Here is an 18,358-nt window from a genome sequence, read left to right on the forward strand (position 1 = left end):
ACAATTCAGTATGGGGATATTAGGAATAATCTTGGTTTCAGTGTTGCTGGCAGTGATTCAATTATTCATAGTCCCGCGAAGGGGATTATCGGCTTTTGCTTCCGATTCATGATATGGCAAAGCCGCAATAAAATCATAAGTTTCCGGAGGTTTTTGATATGAAAATATTCGTAGCTGGTTCAACGGGTGTAATTGGCCGTTCTCTGCTTCCTAAGCTAGTGAAGGCAGGTCACGAGGTGATAGGAATGACTCATAATTCGGAGCAGCTGCAGGTTATTGAAGCGTTAGGCGCAAAGGCAATTGTTGCAGATGTCTTTGATCGTGAGGGAATGATTGCAGCAATGGGGGAGATCAGGCCGGATGTCGTTATACATCAGCTTACATCGCTCAGCAATTGGAATTCAGCTGATAACGCCAAGATTAGGATGGAGGGCACCCGAAATTTGGTGGATGCCGCTAAACAGGCAGGTGTTAAAAAAATGATTGCTCAAAGTATTTCTTGGGCTTATGAGCCGGGTGATCAGCCTGCTGCGGAAAAAGTACCACTGGATATACGTGCAGCTTCGCCGCGGAAAACGACAATCGATGGCGTTGTCGCCTTGGAAGAAGCGGTGGCAGAAATTCCGGAATACGTTATTCTCCGATACGGCACGCTGTACGGGCCGCATACCTGGTATGACAGCGAGGGCGCTGTGGCAGAAAAAGCACGGAATCGCGAGCTTCCGGCAACGGAGGGTATTACTTCTTTCCTGCATGTTGAGGATGCGGCGAATGCAGCCCTGCTGGCATTGGATTGGCCAACCGGAACATTGAACATCGTTGACGACGAGCCAGCCCCGGGCACGGAATGGCTGCCGGTTTATGCCGATGCGTTGCAAGCTCCAGCGCCAGAAAATCAATCGGGCAGCAATAGCTGGGAACGTGGTGCTTCCAATGCCAAAGCACGGAATGAGTACGGCTGGGTACCGAAATATCCGACTTGGAGATCGGGATTTGCGCAGTCTTTAAGTTAAGTTAAGCGTTATGAATGGACCCCGGCTGTCTTCATCAGAAAAATAAATAAAAGCGATTGTTTCTTCCAGCCAAGATTGGCTAAAGAAACAATCGCTTTATGCTTGAGCAACGCTATTTGGCGTCCACCGTTTTGACAGAGGTCCAATTCTCAATCTCATGTGCTGCCTTTTTTAGATTCCACTTAGCGGGATTCGAACCATCAGCAATTACACCATCCATGATGTTAAGGTAATACTTCGTCTTAGCTTCCATATAATCCGCTCTGTTTTTTGCTTCCTGCAATTGAAGAAGGGCACGTTCTTTTTGTCTCACAATAATCTCATAACGTTCACGAATGGTAGAATCACCTTCTAAACAAAGATCTACGTAGGCTTTAATATCTTCAATCGACATCCCGCATTGTTTTAAAATTTTTACACCTGTAAGCCAATTGATCGATTCCTCGTTGAATAGACGGGCGTTATTTTGATCTCGCAGTAAGGTTGGAATTAATCCTTTATCTGTGTAAAAGCGAACCGCATGCTCCGTTAAGTCGAGCATTTGTGCCACTTCTTTTACCGTGTACATACAATCCCTCCTCATCTTATCTATTACTAACACAGAAGAATGACGAATGCAATAAAGTAACCAGCCCAATAATATAGCTTATAAATAACGTTTGACTTCGTGTAACACGAATGCTGTAAGCTGTTAATTGTAGTATGAACAAAGCCTGATATTTAGGAGGAATTGAAATGGAATATGTAACCTTGAATAATGGAGTAAAGATGCCGATTTTAGGCTATGGCGTTTATCAGATTCGGGATCAAGAGGAATGCGAAAGATGCGTGCTTGATGCGATCAGTGTAGGTTATCGTTCCATTGATACTGCACAGGTTTACCAAAATGAAATTGCGGTAGGTCATGCGATCGAGAAAAGCGGCGTGCCTAGAGAAGAGTTTTTCATTACCACTAAAGTGTGGATTTCCAATGCCGGTTATGATAAAGCAAAAGCTTCTATTCAGGAGTCGATGGACAAGCTCCAGCTTGATTATTTGGACTTAGTGCTGATTCATCAGCCCTTCAATGATTATTACGGAACGTACCGCTCGATGGAGGAGCTTTATAAAGCAGGTAAAATTAGAGCGATCGGGTTAAGCAACTTCTATCCGGATCGATATATCGATTTGGTGGAGTTCACCGAAATCGTGCCTGCTGTGAATCAGGTGGAAACTCATGTCTTCAATCAGCAAGTAAAGGCACATGAATTTATGAAAAAGTACAATACACAAATTGAATCATGGGGTCCATTTGCCGAAGGGAAAAACAATTTTTTCACGAACCCGGTCTTACAAGAAATAGCTGATAAATATAACAAATCTACAGCCCAGGTTGCTTTGCGCTTCTTGATTCAGAGAGACGTAGTCGTTATTCCGAAAACGGTCAATAAAAGCAGAATGGAAGAGAACTTCAACGTATTTGACTTTCAATTGACAGCCGGGGATATGGATAAAATAGCTGTACTGGATACAGGCGAAAGTTTATTTTTCTCCCACTATGATCCGCAAACCGTAGAGTATATCATTAATCTCGGCAAATAAAAGGTTGAAAACCCGCGCTAGGCGCGGGTTTTTTTCAATAATGACTTTATTTAGTTATATATTTAGAAGAGGTATTTCTCCAAGCAGGCTCTTCAAGTTAATCGCATCCCATGGCATATGCTCTGTTATCCCTAATCCAACGACATCTGCTTCTTCCGACAGCTCTTTAATCAGATGAAGGAGCCCGGATATTGGCATCGTTCCAGCAGCGGAAAAATCATAAGGAGCTTCTGGATTGGCGAATAATAAAGAACGAAATGCTTTAGGGTCAAGCACATCCAGATCTAGGTGAATGGCCAGGTGTTTAATGTTGCTTTGTTTAATCCAATCCTTTATAGATGCTGTGCTGTTCATTAATTCTTTGGTGCCAGCCGCTTGAATACCCAGTCTCTGAATGATCTCAGTATCTTGTTCGGTAGGAATATCGAATCCGGCGATGAAGACATTTTCAGGCTTGAGAGGAACTTTCACATGCATGGCGAACTCTTCATCGCCTTCTCCCAGAAGATTTCCGAGCGGCAAAGTATGTCCGTTGTCATATCCGACAATTCTAACTAAATCGCTGTGGGCATCGATCCAGACTAAACCTAATTCCCCGCCGTATCGTTCGTTCAAGTAGGCAAATGGCGCTTGTTCGACCAGGCAGTCACCGCCAAACATGACGATACGATCCGGTTTATGCGCATTTATAATATGCTGAGCAGCCTCTAACTGCTGGAGCAGTTGTTTCCTTCCGTAGATGCCATCCTCGTTTTCAAGCGGAACTCCGTCATAAGCTTGAACGGGGACATGAATGAGGGGCTGGTCATTATCAGGAGCTAGCCAAGCAAGCAATTCAGCTCCAAAAGAATAGTTAGGGTTGTTTCCGCCTTGCCATTGGGGCATCAGCAAGCGTATCGTTTGTTTAGCCATTTTTTTCTCTCCTTTACTTAAAGTAAAGCTAGTATAAAATGTATACATACGAAAAAACAGTACGCACTTTATAGGTAGGTACTTTCAGAAAGGATAGTGCAAACATGAGTATGGCTGAATATAAAGGCAAGGTTAAACATATTCAAGATACGCCTTTTGGTTATACCTTATCGATCATTGGAGGAAAGTGGAAAATGGTTCTTATTTACCTTCTGGCCGAGAATCAGCCGGTTCGCTTCAATGATCTGAAAAGACAGGTAGGGGCGATCACTTATAAAATGCTGAGCTCGCAGCTTAAAGAATTGGAAGCGGACGGCATGGTGACACGGACAGAATATCCTCAGGTGCCTCCTAAAGTCGAGTACAGGCTTACAGAGAGAGCGGAAAGCTTATTGCCCGTGTTGGAGCAATTATGCGAGTGGGGCGTAAAGAACCAGAATAGTCATATTCGACATAAAGAGCAGGGCTAACCTCATGGTTAGCCCTGTAGTGTTATGAAAATTAAGCATCAAATTGTTGCTGTTTTACCACCTAAAAGCCTTAATTACCGACCTCTGAAGTTAATAGGTTATAAAAAAAGCTGTTGGCACTTTCTCGAAAGCCAGAATAAAAATTCACCAGTTAGATGGGTTTTTATTGTTCATTTTAAATTTGTTTAATGAGCTTGGAAAGATGTTTTTAACGGATTAAATGAGCTATGAATTGTAAAGTTACCTTCATTTGTATGTGAAGATGTTCTTGGTATAGAACTTGTCCAATTTGTATACACACTTCCACTTGCATTTGCACGAAGAACGATGTCTTTCCATTCTGCATTGTTATATCTAGTTGTTCCATTGAAATCTGATGTAATATGCATAAATTTTACTTTCGTAGTTGCAGGAAGGGAGGTGTAAACTGGCAGATTGCCCCAATCATATCCATTAAACACGGATGTACCATTAAGGAAGTAGCTAACTGTATTATTTCCATTATTAACAATTTTTAAATTTAGAACATCACCTGCTGCTGGTTGCGTCGTTAATGGAACGGATCTCCAATATTTACTGCAAAAAACTTCAGTATTATTGGAATTTGCTTTGCATGCATGATAACCAGTATTGATAAATATCTTCCAACCAGCTGAACTAAATGAAACGCCTGCTTCCACAGTATCAGCCAATCCTAATTGGAAATTGATAACATTCCCATTTGCTGCACTAACATTTGAAGGGATAACTAAGGAGCCGCCAATACCGTAATATGAATTAACAGTATAGTATTTAATGATAGAATCACCAGTGGCTGCAATAGCATTAGTAGAAAGAGAGAAAAACATAGTAAATACAAGGAATAAAGCGATTGATAGGTTTTTTTTCATTATTTGTTTACCTCCAATTTAGTTCTAAAATAATATTCCTCAAAGATCCATATTAAGACTGTTTCTGCTTATAAAATGCAAACGAAAAAACGATTAGAAACGATATATTCAAGGTTTACTTGAACAGAGGTTCAATAAAAAAACGTATTAATTTTCTTGAACGCTGCGCAGCATTCCGTTTTAATTTACTGATTATTTCCTCTTAAATTAAATTTTAACAAATATATGTAAATTATAATATAGTACAAAAGATACAACTAGAAGATAAAATAATTGTAGAAATTTTTGGTTTTTTGTATTTTTTTTTGGAACTATAGTTGCATTAAACTTCTCTGAATTTTCATAACTTTCTATAACTACTTGATTTAAACGAAAAAAGATCCCTTACAATGGAATGGAAGGTGATTCCTTTCCATAATCAAATTAAAAGGACCAATCTCAAAATGGAAACGTTGATTGACGAGAAAACATGACTTACGTGTTCGATCGTGGGATTTAAGGTCAATATATGATGGAGCCGGAATAAATCCTCATCGGAATAGGAACGATGTCCCCTCTCATTCAGGTTCTTGGCTTGAGCAGACGAATCTCCCAGAACATGAAGAAGACCGCCAACCATCTGGATAAGCTAGATGGTTGACGGTCTTTATGGTTACTAGTTATAACGGATGAATTACGCCCATTAGACTAAGGGGTTGGAAAACGCATCACAAACGCCGCGCCGCCGCCAGGCTCATTATGGGCCGAAATACGGCCGCGGCACCGCTCGACGATGGCGCGGGAAATCGCCAGGCCAAGTCCTGTTTCGCCGTTTTTTCCTTTCGCGAACCGTTCAAAAAGCTGGGATAACAGCGGTTCGGGAATGCCTTCGCCGTCATCGGTAATGCCGATGTCGATCCCTTCGGCATTAGCGGTAGTTTGAATGTGAATCGTTTCCTTCGCATAGCGGGCTGCGTTGCCAAGTATGTTGATGAGTGCTTGCAGTACTTTCTCGCGGTCGGCATAGATCGACCATTCTTGGCCGCTGTCAAATCCGTCCAACTCAACGCGCAAGCCGTTCTTGACGAGCAGCGGATTGATGCGCTCGAGGGTCTCCGCAATTAATTCCCGTACCGGCACCTGGTCCATTTGAAAAATGCCTTCCTCGCTTTCGAGCTTCGCAAGAAGAATCATTTCGGTCACAATCTTTTTCAGCCGCTCGCATTCCTTGACGATGACATCCAGCCCTTTATTGGCAAGATCCCCTGTAAAGACACCGTCCTTGATGCCTTCGGCATATCCTTGGATGGACATGAGCGGTGTCTTCAATTCATGCGAGGTGTTCTGGAAAAACTGCTTCTGTGTGCGCTGATATTTCTCTAATTCACCGGCAAGATGATAGACGGCTTTCGCGACCTCCCCGATCTCGCCCCCCGTTTCGACGAGCCGGACTTCAGAGAAACGGCGGTTTTCCACCTTGTTCAATTCCTTCGTCAAATCACCCAGCGGTTTAACGAGTCTTCTCGTAATGACCATGCTCAGCAGGAAAGCGACGATCCCTCCGGCGGTCAGAATAATCATGAGTCTTCCAAACAAGGCGAATTGCATCTCTTTGATCTTGCTTAGCGGTGTTGTCATGACCGCCGTAACAGCCGGAACTTGCCGCTCCGCTTGGATTCCAGGGATAGAGGATAATGTTTCTACGATATATTGATCGTCTTTCCCTTTCCAAATTTCCCCGGATGCAAGCTTGCCTTGCTTTGATAATTCCATCAGCTCGCTTGCGGCTTCACCCGTCAGTGTGCTGTAGACGACCTGCTCCGCAGGTGTGAACAGCACCGCGTTCGTGAGCCCGCTCATCGGCACAAACGACTCGGCATTTTTCTGAGCAACCGATCCTTGAGCCGGTATAAGCGGCATGACCGGAGTCAACTCCATGAGCAGATTGGCTTGAACCTGCATTTCCTTTCGCTGGCTGTCCACTAGTGTGTTGAGCAGCAGCGGATGAATGAGCACGGCGGTAATTACGAGCGTACAGATCAGCAGAAGTGCAAATGAAAGATGAAGCCGATAGATCATTTTCATATTATAGCCCCGTCCTTTCCGTACGCAGCCGATAGCCGTGCCCTCTTACGGTATCGATCGGGAGCTCTTTAATTTTTCTGCGCAGCCGCTTCACCAGATCATCAATTGCCCGGTCGTAGCCGTAGTAATTGTCTCCCCAAATTAACGTAAGCAGCTCATCCCGGGTGAATGCCCGGTTCGGCTGCTCGGACAACAGCTGCAGCAGTTCAAATTCCTTCAGCGTCATCTCGATTTCTTCCTCACGCCAGAACACGCGCCGTTCTTCCAGAACGAGCCGCAGCTCGCCAACTTCGATAGCGGTATGCCCGGGCTGCGAAGAGGCAGCATTTTCCCGAGCCTCGCGAATCGAGCTGAGCCGGTGGAACAAGCGGTTCACGCGCGCGACCAGTTCTCTCGGACTGAACGGCTTCGTCATGTAATCGTCACTGCCGAGCTCAAGCCCGAGAATGCGATCGACCTCATCATCGCGTGCCGAGATCATGACGATAGGAACCTCGGCTTCTTTGCGGATTTTTTTGCACAGCTCAAACCCGCTCATTCCCGGAAGCATGATGTCCAGAATCCACATATCGGGCGGATCATTTTTCCACAGCTCCCACGCGGCTTCTGCTGACGATAATGTCAATGTACGGTATCCCTCTTTATATAAATATGCCTCCACGATCTCTAGTATTTGAGCATCGTCGTCGACTACAGCAATTTGATAGGACTTCATGCGGAACCTCCTAATCGGTTATCGAGGAACATTCTATCATAAAAGATTCTGCAACGGCCCGATTCCACAGTTTTTCCACATTGCTTTCATATTTACTCCCCAGATTGATAGGTACACTAGTCGATGTAAGGCCGAACCTATATGTTTACCGGCTCCCGATTGGAGGTTTCATCATGAAATTGCAACGTCTATCGCGTAAGGAGCTTCTAGCTGCCTTCGGTTTTCTCGCTCCGAGTCTGGCCGGATTCTCCTTATTCTATCTCATTCCGTTTGGTCAGAGCATTCAGTACTCGTTCCAAGACCGGCTCGTTGGAAGCTTCACGCTGTCTAATTACAAGGAATTGCTCCTTAGTTCCTCGTTTCAGAAAGCGGCATCCAACACGTTCTGGTTTACCGCGATCAGCGTACCGATCCTCGTTGTCGTATCGCTATTGCTAGCACTGCTTCTGAACCAGCGGGTGTTTTTCCGAAACTGGCTGCGCACGGCTTATGTTCTGCCGCTTGTCGTGCCAGTCGCTTCAATTGTGCTTGTCTGGCAAATTTTATTTGATTGGAATGGCACATTGAATGCCGTAATGGAGCATTTCGGCTTTAGCCGTCAAGACTGGATGAAGTCCGAGTGGGCAGGCTTTGTCATTGTGCTGGTCTATGTATGGAAAAACATCGGCTACAACGTCATCTTGTTCCTGGCCGGTTTGCAGAACATTCCGGATCAATATTATGAAATTGCCGGTCTGGAAGGGGCAGGACCCGTCCGGAAGCTGTTCGGAATTACGCTCACCTATTTAACACCAACGACGTTTCTAGTCGTGCTTATGTCCGTACTGAATTCGTTCAAGGTTTTTCGTGAGACGTATCTCGTCGCAGGTGCTTATCCGCATGACCGGATCTATATGCTGCAGCATTATATGAACAATATGTTCCTGTCTCTCGACATTCAGAAAGTTTCGTCCGCGGCAGTGCTGATGGCGCTTTGTATGACGGGGCTTATGTTCGTGCTGTTCCGTACGGAGCGGATATTCCGCTCTTATATGGAGTAAGTGCAAGAAAGAGTGGAAAGAGGTGAATGACATGATGAAGCAATGGATACTGCCGCTCCTGCGCTCGCTGCTGCTGATCGCCATTGCCGTCCTGTTGCTCATGCCCGTCGTCTTGAGCGTCGTCAGCTCCTTCATGACGGAACGTGAAATCATGGCGAATTACAGTATGCTGGGCAAAACCGACACGAGCGTATTCGTCAATCTCAAGTGGATACCGGACTGGGTATCCTTCCAGCAGTACGACAAGGTATTGATCGCAACACCGAATTTTTTGTACTTGTTCTGGAATTCCGTCATGCTGGTGGCTCCTATTATCATTGGACAAGCAGCGGTGGCAACACTTGCCTCGTTCGCATTCGGAAAGCTGAATTTTCCGGGCAGGGACGGATTATTCTTCCTTTATTTGATGACGATGCTGATGCCGTTTCAGGTGACGCTCGTACCCAACTATTTGATGGCTGACCGGCTGGGTCTCCTGAATCATCCCAGCTCTATTATTTTGCCGGGTGTGTTCGGCGCCTTCGGCGTGTTTCTGCTGCGGCAGTTCATGCTCCATATCCATTCGGCCTATATCGAAGCGGCCAAAATGGACGGTGCGGGGTACTGGCGCATATTCATCTCAATTGCGCTGCCGATGGTGAAGCCGGGAATCGCTGCACTTATCGTGCTCCTGTTCGTCGATTATTGGAATATGGTCGAGCAGCCGCTTATTTTCCTGCAGGACGCTGCGATGCAGCCGCTGTCGGTGTTCTTATCCCGCATACAGGAAGATGCACTTGGCATCTCGTTTGCCGTCTCGGTTGTATACATGATGCCTATGGTGCTTCTGTTCTTGAGTGCCGAACGGTATTTTATTGAAGGAATCCAGCTTTCCGGCGTGAAAGGCTGAGTGAAGGGAGATTGGCAATATGGTATTGCGAAAACAACGGATTGCCGGCATTGCATTGGTGGCGTTCCTTCTCATATTGGCACTGCTGACGTTGTTCAGCCAAACGCTTCAAACCGCATTGCTGCCGAAAGTCGCGACGGAGAAGCCCACGCAGAAGACGCTCTCTCATCGCATTGAAGGAAGCGGCCTTATTACGCCGCGCAAGCAAAGCGAGATAAACAGCGATAACAGCTGGAAGATAGCGAAGGTGCATGTTAAGGATGAGGAAAAAGTCAAAAAAGGACAAATTCTGCTCACATACGACGGAACGGAGGTACAACAGCAGCTTCTCGATGCGGAGGACGAGATGAAGAAACGGAATTTAAACCGGGAGCTGCTCAAAGAACAATTCATGGCCGCTCAGCGATCAGAAGACGAGGACGCGATCCGTAAAGCGAAACGCGACTTGGAATTAGAGCAGCTGGACCGGGGCATTGCGGAGAGGAAAATCGAGGCGCTGCGCAAGGAGCTGGCACAAAACCGCGATTTGACTGCACCTGCGGACGGTAAAGTATTGAATCTTCAAGCGAAGGAAGGGATGAGCATTCCTCAAGGCCAGCCGGTGTTGACACTGTTGGAAACGGGTAAGGGATTCGAATTTACGTTCACAACAGATAAAGAATCGGCGGATTTGATGCAAAAGAACGAAAAAGTAACAGTCACCTTGGATGGAGATAAGCCGCGAAAAATTGAAGGAACGGTCGCTGAAATTAAGACGGCTTCTCCGGGAAACGGAGGCGGAGGAGCTAATCAGCCGGATGCTGAAAACGGCAGCTCGGGCGGAGGCGGCAAGAGTCAGAAAACAATCGTCGTTTACGTGCCGGGCGATGGTCTCCAAGGAGGTGAGTCGGCCAGTGTTAACTTGGAGAAGCCGTTTAAGGAGCAAGGGCTTGTCATCAGCCAAAAGTGGATCAAAAAAGACGGAACCGGAAGCTACGTATTTGTTATTCGCGAGAATCGAAGTTCACTCGGCAATACGTATACGGTCCAGAAGGCTTACGTGAAGACCGGCAAAGGGAACGGCGAGGAAATCGTCGTGCTCGGAGGCGTTTATATGGAAGAAGATATTGTGACGGAGTCGAGCCAGCCGCTGCAGGAAGGCAATCGAGTCCGATTAAATTGAGAGGATGATTCATTTGAAAAAAGTAGCGTTGTTAGTCATGCTGTCTGTCGTTCTGTTGTTGTCCGCTTGTTCAGGGAATGGAGGGGGAGGAGGCTCCAAGAATTTAGATACGGGGGGAGAAAAGCCGCCGCAGGACAAAGGCGGTCAAAAAACCGTCGTCATATCGGTCATGATGAAAGATCGTTTCTTGGAGGCTGCTGCGCGCAAATTTGAGGAGCAGCATAAGGATATCCATATTGAAATTAAGGAATATAGGGCGGCGCAGCCAGCCGGAGAAGGCAGTATGAGCATGGAGGCCATTTCGCTTGCAGACGTGGAAAAGTACGTGCAGTCGGTGACGACGCAAGTTATTTCCGGTAAAGGGTCTGATCTGATGCTGATGAGTGAATTGCCGCAAGACAAATTTGTCGCCAAAAAATTGCTGGTCAATTTGAATGATCTGATGGCAGGTGACAGCTCATTCGACCGGAATACGCTGTACAGCAACATTTTGAAGGCATCCCAAGATGGAGAGGGTCTTTACGCCATGCCGCTCTCGTTCTCACTCAGCCTGTTTCAAGGAAACACCGAACTGCTGAAGAAAGCGAATATTTCGGTTGGCGATAACGAGTCGTGGAACTGGAACCAGTTCAAGGAGATCGCCCAAAAGCTGAAGCAGCAAGGCGATTCCGATAAAGCGATTAACCTCGATCCAACGGGGCTGCTCTTTGATTTTGTTGAGGATAATTACGCTCAGCTCGCAGGTCAGGGACAGCCGAACTTTGACTCGGATTTATTCCGCAATTTAATAACAGAGATTAAATCAATGTTTGACGAAGGTCTGCTCAGTGAAGGATTCTCCTTCGACAGCAGTAAAGCAGCTTTTCAAATGGTCGACATCTACAGTCCTGAGCAAGCGCTGACGATGCCGCAGGGTATGGATTATTACGAGAAGCCAAGCGCGAGCGGACAAAAGGATGGCGCACCGTTCAAGCCTGCATACAGCTTAGGGATAAACAGCAAATCGGATGTTCAGCAGGAAGCATGGGCCTTTGTGAAGTTTTTGTTATCCGATGAAATGCAAGCTTCCCCGAATCTCATGGGATTGCCGATGAATAAAGGCGCCACTAGCAACAAATTGAAAGAGGTTTTGCAAAAAATCGAGACCGGAACGCTGGAAACGATGATACCTGCAAATATGCTGCCGGATGGTGAAACCGTGAAAAAACGGATTGAAGCGGTAGAGAAACAAATCTCGAAGGCCGATTATCGCAGAACTAGCGATATGAAGGTGCTTATGATTGCGATGGAGGAATTCAAAAGCTTTATGAGCGGGCAAAAATCCGCGGAAGAAGTCAGCAAATTGATCCAGAATCGGGTGAAAACATATTTGAATGAGTAGCAGCAAAGAACAGCAGGACAACTCGAATGTCGAAGCACTCCATCATTTATACGCCAGATATTTCAAGCAAGTCTATTATTATGCCTTCTCGATTGCCAAGGACCGTGAACTGGCACAGGATGCGGTTCAAGAAACGTTCTTGAAGGCTTATCGTCATATTGATCTGCTGGAGCAGCTTGATCAGAAGGAAGCATGGCTCAAGACGGTTTCCCGCAATGTCGTGATTGACATGTATCGCAAGCAGCGCCGGGAAATGTGTATCTATAGCGGGTCGCGGGATGTCTATATGGGCGATACCGACATTGAACGAACAATCGTCGATCAGCATTTTCTTCGTGAATTGCTCTCTTCGTTAAATCCGATTAATCGCCAGTCGCTGCTGCTCGTCTATGAATACGGATTGACGTATGAGCAGCTTGCGGAACGTCAGAAAACCTTGATCAGCGCCGTGAAGTCGAGAATCCATCGCGCCAAACAGAAGCTGCGCGGCGTGGCACTGCAAATGGAAAGCAATATGGGAATGTAAACAGACTAAAGCTGTTTTTCCAAAATTCACGTAATAAAAGGGGAAAATGAAGCATGTCGAGAAAATTTCACACGATTATTGCGGGATTGCTGGTGCTGCTGTTGCTTATTCAAGGCAGTACTGCAGCAGTGGCCGCGGAAGCAGAAATTTCACGGCTCGTCTTAAGCAAGAATGAAGCAGCGCTCGAAGTGGGCGGATCCGTCTCCCTGACTGCAACAGCCGTATCGGTTACAGGAAGTACCAGCGATGTGACGATCAAGACGGACTGGAGCAGCAGCAATTCCGAAATTGCCACCGTGTATGCCGGTACCATTACGGCGAAAAAGGAAGGGACGGCGGTCATTACCGCTACCTATCAGGGAAAGACAGTCATTGTCAATGTGTCGGTGAGCAAGAAGGTCAAGGCATTGACTATGGATATGAATGACTTCGATCTGCGCGTAGGGAAAGAACAGCAAATCGAGCTGACAGCTATTTATGAGGATGGATCAAGTGAGATTGTGACGAAAAAGGCAGCATGGTCCGTCGATAATTATAGTGTAGCGACTGTTGTGAATGGTCTCGTGACAGGCAAGAAATCTGGAACGGCTAAAGTCACTGCCAAGTACGGCAACCAAAGCCTCACAGTGAAAGCATCTGTGGAGCTGGCCAGACGAATCGATATGGAATATACGGATTTGAACCTATTAGTAAACGAAGAAAAGCAAATTGTCGTGACCGCTACTTATCCGGACGGCTCCATACAAAATGTATCCGATAAGGCAGAATGGGAAAGTGACAATGAGAAGGTAGCAGATGCCATTAAGGGTGTTATTAAGGCATACCGCGCAGGAACGGCGACGATTACTGCTACATACGGAACGAAAACAGCTTCTATAAATGTATACGTCGATGCTTCTCGCAAGCTGGAGGCGAGCAAGCAGGAGCTGTTCCTTCGTGTCGGCAAATCCGAGCAGCTTGAACTGAACTTGACTTATATGGATGGGAAAACAGCGCGTATTACAGATAAGGCAAAGTGGAGCTCCTCCGACGATTCCATTGCTTATGTGGTAAATGGCGAAGTGTTCGGCCAAAAGTCGGGATCAGCAGAAATCACAGCCGCTTACGGGGACAAAAGTGTGACCATTCATGTGGACGTAGAGGTGCCAAAGCGTCTGGATTTCGATATGGATTCCTTAGACCTGGACTTGAATAAGTCCCGTGACTTAAAGCTTTATGCTACATTTGCGGATGGAACGCAGGAATTGATTACAGACAAAGCGCAGTGGTCTTCCGATCATCCAAATGTGGCAGATGTGATTAAGGGCAAGGTGACAGGCTACAAGTCAGGGACAGCCATCATTAAAGCGTCCTATGGCGGTAAACAGGTTACTGCGACCGTTAGAGTAGACATTCCAAATCAGATTGTTCTGAGCAAAACAACGGTGGACATGCAAATTGGCGAGTCAGTGACCTTGGTTGCCAATGGCTATTACAGCGATAGCCGTGTGGTCGATGTTTCCGCTCTTTCACAGTGGAGCTCCTCGCATCCTGATGTTGTCGAGATTAATAAAGGAACGATAACTGCTTTGAAAAATGGAACGTCGACGATTACCGTGACCTATGGCGCACGGACCGCGACTGTAATTGTATCTGTTGGTGTCATCGAGAAGCTGACACCGAGCCAAAAGAAGCTGTCTCTTCGTAAGAATGGAACATCTGCGGTCACCCTAACGGCTGCCTATAAAGATGGCACGGTGAAGGATGTTACGACGATGGCGGAGTGGAGCTCGTCCAACCCGGATATTGCGTCAGTCTACAAGGGTCAAATTACGGCCAACAACTCGGGTACAGCAGTCATTAAGGCTGAATTCGGCGGAGAATCCGTAACGATTTCTGTGGATGTGGATGTAGCGGATAAGCTGACGGCAGATACCTATGCGATCACATTGGAAGTGAATGAAAATAAGCAGGTAAAGCTAACTTCGACGGATAGTCTTGGCAATAAGATCGATGTAACAGAAGCTGCAGAATGGTCTTCTTCTTCGAAGACGATTGTAGAAGTCAATGGCGGACTCATTCATGCGCTTGCAGCGGGCAAGACAAGCGTGACCGCCAAATATGGCGGCAAAACGGTGACCATTACGGTCGATATCGGTACGGTCCAGAAGCTGGAAGCGAGTACGGATGTGTTGACGATGCAGTCTGGTGGGACACATTCGATCAAATTGACTGCGACATTGCCGGATGGACGAACGAAAGATGTCACTGCACAGGCAGAATGGTCATCAGGCAATTCAAAGATCGCCTCTGTCTCCCAGGGTAAAATCACTGCAATTGGAGCCGGAAAAACGAAAGTAACTGCCAAATATAACGGCAAGACGGTTAGTATCAATGTGGATGTCGATCAACTGAAGTATTTGGATATCTATAGAAACGGCAAACCGGTAACACAGCTGACATTAAAAGGTGACCAAACGATTCAGCTAGAAGCGATCGCAACGTACCTAGACAACTCCGAACGGACGATTACGACCGATGGCATTTGGAGTTCTTCCAAAGTAACGGTTGCTCATGTGAAGCATGGTGTCGTTACCGCGCAAGGAAAAGGGAACGCAACCTTAACCGTAAAGTTTGGCAACAAATCGGCAAAGATTCGGATTGTAGTGGAATAGTGTGCATTTGAGCTAGCTTCGTACAGCTAGGCAATTCTGAGGTAAGGGTGCTCCTAAAGAGCATCCTTATTTCATTTTCTAAAAGAGAGAGCACTTTGGTTTTCATGGATATGAGAGTCTGCCCGTGATCATAGTGAACAAAATAGGAAACAAAATAGGAAACAAAATGCAAAAGTGCAGGCTGATCATCTTCAAATGGCTGTAATTGGCTTTCAAAATGCAAAAGTGCATTTGAAATCTCTGAAATCCCCTCTTTGGAGGCATATTGCACCGATCGAAATGCACATTTGCATTTTGATGCTGTAAATCGTCAAAAAAGCGGCCTGCAGCCTGCACTTTTACATTTTGATCCGCCGATATGGACTTGAAAGGCCCAACTGACGGACTGGTTTTGCGCCAATGGTAGACTGTGATTTGCTTATCGCTCCCCACTCCTTTCTAGCGACAGTATAGGTCATGACGTTACGTCAGGAGCAAGCATTCTTTTGACCTCATTAGCATAAAAAAGAGCCATAACCAAAATGCTGTAATCGAATGACTGCCTGAGCAGCATTCAACAGAGATTTTGGTATGGCTGCTTACATTAACGCAGATCAACGCCATGCTTCGAATGGGTTCGTTTCTATTTTACCAAAGCGTCAGTCTCTCCTCTGGGGCAATGTACATCGCGTCGCCTTTTTTAACATTAAATGTGGAGTAGAAATCATCGGTATTAGCTGATACGGCATTCACTCTAATTTTATTCGGCGCATGAGCATCGATGGTTAACAGTATTTGTTCAACTTCAGGACGAACCTTTTGTCTCCAAATGGTTGCATAGGATTTGTAGAACTCATTCAGATTGGCATCCGGCAATTGTTTTGCTGCCTCAAGTGCGGCCATCAATCCGCCAATATCAGCGATATTTTCGGATACAGTCATTTCGCCGTTGAGTTTTTGTCCCAGATAATCCATGTTGTTGTATTGATCAATAACAGCCTTTGCTTTTTCCTCGAATTTCTTGTAGTCCGCTTCTGTCCACCAGTTGGCCATATTGCCGATCTCATCATATTTTGCTCCGTTGGTATCAAAGGCGTGAGAGATTTCATGCGCAATAATGGTGCCGATGCCGCCGTAATTTTGGCTAGCGCTTTGGTTTTTATCATAAAATGGCGCCTGAAGAGCGGCAGCGGGAATCGTAATCGTGTTGGTCAGCGGTTGATAGGAGGCGTTTGCCGTATTGGCAGACATTCTCCATTCATCGCGATCCACGGGTTTATCCAATTTTGCAAAGTTGTTTTTCGTAATGATCGTTTGGATCGCGCGATTGTTCTCGAATAACGTTTTATTCCCATCAACCTTGAGCGATGCATATACATCTTCCAGATTGTCTGGATAGCCAATATGTGTTTTCAGATTATCGAGCTTTTTAATCGCTTCTTGCTTCGTTTCCTCCGACATCCAGTCATTGTTAAGCAGCTTATCTCTGTAAATGCCAATCATGTTTTCAACCATAGCGGTAACATCTTTCCGGCCTGCTGCTCCAAGATGTGTCTCCCCATAATAGTTGCCGACCACATACTTGAATGCTGAATTTACGATGTTATGAACCGTATCTTCCGTTGCCGTCATTTCTTGCTGACCGGACAGCGCTCTGCCCAATTGTGTTGACGTATTTACAAAATCATCAGACAGCATCGACGAAGATTTTAATACAAAGTTTGCGTACGTCCAGCTTTTAATTTTGTCCCAGTTTTTCTCGTTGAGGAACTTATCCAGATTTTCGAAATACTTAACGGACATGACCGAAATATGATCCGGTACTTTGCCCACAACATCAATCAAGAATTTCTCTAAATCAACGCTTTTGCTGTATGCCTTTAACTCACCAATGGTTTTGGGGTTGTAGAACGATTCGAAGTTGCTGGCTTCCGCTGCGCTTAGTGTATATTGAATGTACTCTTGTTCAAAATCGACGGCTTCACCCGCAATTCTCGCCGCTTCCGTGTCCGATTCGCCAACCATTACTAGCAGATCGGTCAGCATTTTTTTGTACAGCCCTAGGAACACTTCGCTTTGCGGATTTTCGGTTGCGTAGTAGCTCTTATCCGGCATTACAGGCGCAGGAGCCTCGATATACAGCGCGTTTTTCGTAGCGTCTTTCATATCAGACAGAAGATTCAGGCTGAATGGCAGAGCAAGTCCTTTGAAGTAAAGGTCCTTTTGGTTTTTTGCAAGTTCGGCTAAGCTTTTGGTCGATTTAATGATTTGGATATCCGCCTTGATGGCATCATAGCCTTGTTTGTTCAGTTTTTCCCGGTCAGCAGCCAGTTTATAAAATTTAACCATGTTGCCGATTTCATCATCGGATTTGTCACGGCCTTCAGCTGCCATTTTTGCTAAATCCCCGGATACCACCTTTTTTACATCCGTATCGAGGTCTGCCAAGCCGCCTATAATGACTTTATTCGCCGGCAATTCTGTAGATTGCAGCCATTTCGCATTTACAGCTTCATAAAAGTCGTCTTGCAGTCTGTTTTGTGCGACTTCATTGTTTGCAGGGGATGGGGCTGCTTTTTCGTTCACAGCCTTTGTGCTGTTATTGTTTTGTATATCGCCTGCGTTGTTAGCGGTACAAGCCGAAGCAGAGATCATTACAGCCGCGCCTAAAGTGATGAGGCCAAGCGTTTTTATTTTTTTCATAATGAGTTAACTCCTCCTGGTGAAATATCGATCCATTCCATTCTAATTAAATGATGACGGCCGTTCCGCTGACGGCAACCATCAGCATATCTTGACGGACAACTTCGTAATTAATTGCGACACCGATTACAGCAGTGGCTCCCATCTGCGAGGCTTGCTGTGTCATTTCTTTAAAGGCTTCACCTCTTGCTTCCCTTAGCTTGGTTTCATAGGCTTTCGAACGCCCGCCTACAAGATCTCTAAAGGAAGCAAGGATGTCGCGTCCGATATTAGCGCCCATAATGACTTCGCCGGTTGCAACGCCGATATATTGTCTGACTGGAGCTCCTTCAACGATAGCGGTTGTCGTAATAATCATGTTTTTCCCTCCTAGCCACAA

Annotated in this window: 16 protein-coding genes; 9 read left to right on the forward strand and 7 right to left on the reverse strand. The window is 45.9% G+C overall.

Annotation, left to right across the window (positions count from 1 at the left end; genetic code table 11):
• Positions 1-158 precede the first annotated feature (158 nt).
• Positions 159-1,013 (forward strand): NAD-dependent epimerase/dehydratase family protein, encoded by an 855-nt coding sequence (locus IEX98_RS00465; protein ID WP_188886990.1) that lies wholly within the window; start codon positions 159-161, stop codon positions 1,011-1,013.
• A gap of 112 nt (positions 1,014-1,125) precedes the next feature.
• On the opposite strand, the gene IEX98_RS00470 is transcribed toward IEX98_RS00465, so the two are convergent.
• Positions 1,126-1,581: a MerR family transcriptional regulator gene (locus IEX98_RS00470; protein ID WP_188886991.1), complete on the reverse strand. Its 456-nt coding sequence runs from the start codon at positions 1,579-1,581 to the stop codon at positions 1,126-1,128.
• A gap of 167 nt (positions 1,582-1,748) precedes the next feature.
• On the opposite strand from IEX98_RS00470, the gene IEX98_RS00475 reads away from it, so the two are divergent.
• Positions 1,749-2,594, forward strand: a complete 846-nt coding sequence (locus IEX98_RS00475) for an aldo/keto reductase (RefSeq protein WP_188886992.1) — start codon at positions 1,749-1,751, stop codon at positions 2,592-2,594.
• A gap of 54 nt (positions 2,595-2,648) precedes the next feature.
• On the opposite strand, the gene IEX98_RS00480 is transcribed toward IEX98_RS00475, so the two are convergent.
• Positions 2,649-3,506, reverse strand: a complete 858-nt coding sequence (locus IEX98_RS00480; protein ID WP_188886993.1) for an arginase family protein — start codon at positions 3,504-3,506, stop codon at positions 2,649-2,651.
• A 104-nt stretch (positions 3,507-3,610) separates the two neighbouring features.
• Between IEX98_RS00480 and IEX98_RS00485 the strand changes: the two genes are divergently transcribed.
• On the forward strand, positions 3,611-3,976 hold the full coding sequence (locus IEX98_RS00485; protein ID WP_188886994.1) for a winged helix-turn-helix transcriptional regulator: 366 nt from the start codon (positions 3,611-3,613) through the stop codon (positions 3,974-3,976).
• Positions 3,977-4,161: 185 nt separating this feature from the next.
• Here IEX98_RS00485 and IEX98_RS00490 read toward each other — a convergent pair whose 3' ends face one another.
• The 3 genes from IEX98_RS00490 to IEX98_RS00500 all read right to left on the reverse strand — a co-directional run bounded on the left by IEX98_RS00490 (position 4,162) and on the right by IEX98_RS00500 (position 7,645).
• The gene (locus IEX98_RS00490) at positions 4,162-4,866 is read right to left on the reverse strand and encodes a hypothetical protein (RefSeq protein ID WP_188886995.1); all 705 of its coding nucleotides are present in this window, start codon (positions 4,864-4,866) and stop codon (positions 4,162-4,164) included.
• 687 nt (positions 4,867-5,553) lie between these two features.
• Positions 5,554-6,930, reverse strand: a complete 1,377-nt coding sequence (locus tag IEX98_RS00495) for a sensor histidine kinase (RefSeq protein WP_188886996.1) — start codon at positions 6,928-6,930, stop codon at positions 5,554-5,556.
• Between the two features lies 1 nt (position 6,931).
• A complete protein-coding gene (locus IEX98_RS00500; protein WP_188886997.1) occupies positions 6,932-7,645 on the reverse strand; it encodes a response regulator transcription factor in 714 nt (237 codons plus the stop codon).
• Positions 7,646-7,818: 173 nt separating this feature from the next.
• On the opposite strand from IEX98_RS00500, the gene IEX98_RS00505 reads away from it, so the two are divergent.
• Genes IEX98_RS00505 through IEX98_RS00530 form a run of 6 tightly spaced genes read left to right on the forward strand, consistent with a single transcriptional unit; the run spans position 7,819 to position 15,297 of the window.
• Complete coding sequence (locus tag IEX98_RS00505; protein WP_188886998.1) at positions 7,819-8,685, forward strand: carbohydrate ABC transporter permease; 867 nt, start codon at positions 7,819-7,821, stop codon at positions 8,683-8,685.
• Positions 8,686-8,716: 31 nt separating this feature from the next.
• On the forward strand, positions 8,717-9,574 hold the full coding sequence (locus IEX98_RS00510) for a carbohydrate ABC transporter permease (protein ID WP_188886999.1): 858 nt from the start codon (positions 8,717-8,719) through the stop codon (positions 9,572-9,574).
• Positions 9,575-9,593: 19 nt separating this feature from the next.
• Positions 9,594-10,736, forward strand: a complete 1,143-nt coding sequence (locus IEX98_RS00515) for an efflux RND transporter periplasmic adaptor subunit (RefSeq protein ID WP_188887000.1) — start codon at positions 9,594-9,596, stop codon at positions 10,734-10,736.
• 13 nt (positions 10,737-10,749) lie between these two features.
• Positions 10,750-12,117, forward strand: a complete 1,368-nt coding sequence (locus tag IEX98_RS00520) for an ABC transporter substrate-binding protein (protein ID WP_188887001.1) — start codon at positions 10,750-10,752, stop codon at positions 12,115-12,117.
• Positions 12,110-12,643 (forward strand): RNA polymerase sigma factor, encoded by a 534-nt coding sequence (locus tag IEX98_RS00525; protein ID WP_188887002.1) that lies wholly within the window; start codon positions 12,110-12,112, stop codon positions 12,641-12,643. The genes IEX98_RS00520 and IEX98_RS00525 overlap by 8 nt, the downstream gene beginning before the upstream one ends.
• 53 nt (positions 12,644-12,696) lie before the next feature.
• Entirely contained in the window at positions 12,697-15,297 is a 2,601-nt protein-coding gene (locus IEX98_RS00530) for an Ig-like domain-containing protein (protein ID WP_188887003.1), read from the forward strand.
• A 627-nt stretch (positions 15,298-15,924) separates the two neighbouring features.
• Here IEX98_RS00530 and IEX98_RS00535 read toward each other — a convergent pair.
• Together IEX98_RS00535 and IEX98_RS00540 are read right to left on the reverse strand one after the other, a co-directional pair.
• Positions 15,925-17,979, reverse strand: coding sequence for a M13-type metalloendopeptidase (locus IEX98_RS00535; protein WP_188887004.1), 2,055 nt, complete (start codon positions 17,977-17,979; stop codon positions 15,925-15,927).
• Between the two features lie 46 nt (positions 17,980-18,025).
• Positions 18,026-18,337, reverse strand: coding sequence for a YbjQ family protein (locus tag IEX98_RS00540; RefSeq protein ID WP_188887005.1), 312 nt, complete (start codon positions 18,335-18,337; stop codon positions 18,026-18,028).
• Between the last annotated feature and the right edge of the window lie 21 nt (positions 18,338-18,358).

It is taken from the genome of Paenibacillus radicis (ex Gao et al. 2016), from assembly GCF_014641555.1.
In the GTDB taxonomy this organism is placed as follows: domain Bacteria; phylum Bacillota; class Bacilli; order Paenibacillales; family Paenibacillaceae; genus Pristimantibacillus; species Pristimantibacillus radicis.

Coding starts and splice junctions, on each gene's coding strand:
- IEX98_RS00465 (WP_188886990.1), top strand. CDS start 159: ATGAAAATATTCGTAGCTGGTTCAACGGGTGTAATTGGCCGTTCTCTG.
- IEX98_RS00470 (WP_188886991.1), bottom strand. CDS start 1,581: ATGTACACGGTAAAAGAAGTGGCACAAATGCTCGACTTAACGGAGCAT.
- IEX98_RS00475 (WP_188886992.1), top strand. CDS start 1,749: ATGGAATATGTAACCTTGAATAATGGAGTAAAGATGCCGATTTTAGGC.
- IEX98_RS00480 (WP_188886993.1), bottom strand. CDS start 3,506: ATGGCTAAACAAACGATACGCTTGCTGATGCCCCAATGGCAAGGCGGA.
- IEX98_RS00485 (WP_188886994.1), top strand. CDS start 3,611: ATGAGTATGGCTGAATATAAAGGCAAGGTTAAACATATTCAAGATACG.
- IEX98_RS00490 (WP_188886995.1), bottom strand. CDS start 4,866: ATGAAAAAAAACCTATCAATCGCTTTATTCCTTGTATTTACTATGTTT.
- IEX98_RS00495 (WP_188886996.1), bottom strand. CDS start 6,930: ATGAAAATGATCTATCGGCTTCATCTTTCATTTGCACTTCTGCTGATC.
- IEX98_RS00500 (WP_188886997.1), bottom strand. CDS start 7,645: ATGAAGTCCTATCAAATTGCTGTAGTCGACGACGATGCTCAAATACTA.
- IEX98_RS00505 (WP_188886998.1), top strand. CDS start 7,819: ATGAAATTGCAACGTCTATCGCGTAAGGAGCTTCTAGCTGCCTTCGGT.
- IEX98_RS00510 (WP_188886999.1), top strand. CDS start 8,717: ATGATGAAGCAATGGATACTGCCGCTCCTGCGCTCGCTGCTGCTGATC.
- IEX98_RS00515 (WP_188887000.1), top strand. CDS start 9,594: ATGGTATTGCGAAAACAACGGATTGCCGGCATTGCATTGGTGGCGTTC.
- IEX98_RS00525 (WP_188887002.1), top strand. CDS start 12,110: ATGAGTAGCAGCAAAGAACAGCAGGACAACTCGAATGTCGAAGCACTC.
- IEX98_RS00530 (WP_188887003.1), top strand. CDS start 12,697: ATGTCGAGAAAATTTCACACGATTATTGCGGGATTGCTGGTGCTGCTG.
- IEX98_RS00535 (WP_188887004.1), bottom strand. CDS start 17,979: ATGAAAAAAATAAAAACGCTTGGCCTCATCACTTTAGGCGCGGCTGTA.
- IEX98_RS00540 (WP_188887005.1), bottom strand. CDS start 18,337: ATGATTATTACGACAACCGCTATCGTTGAAGGAGCTCCAGTCAGACAA.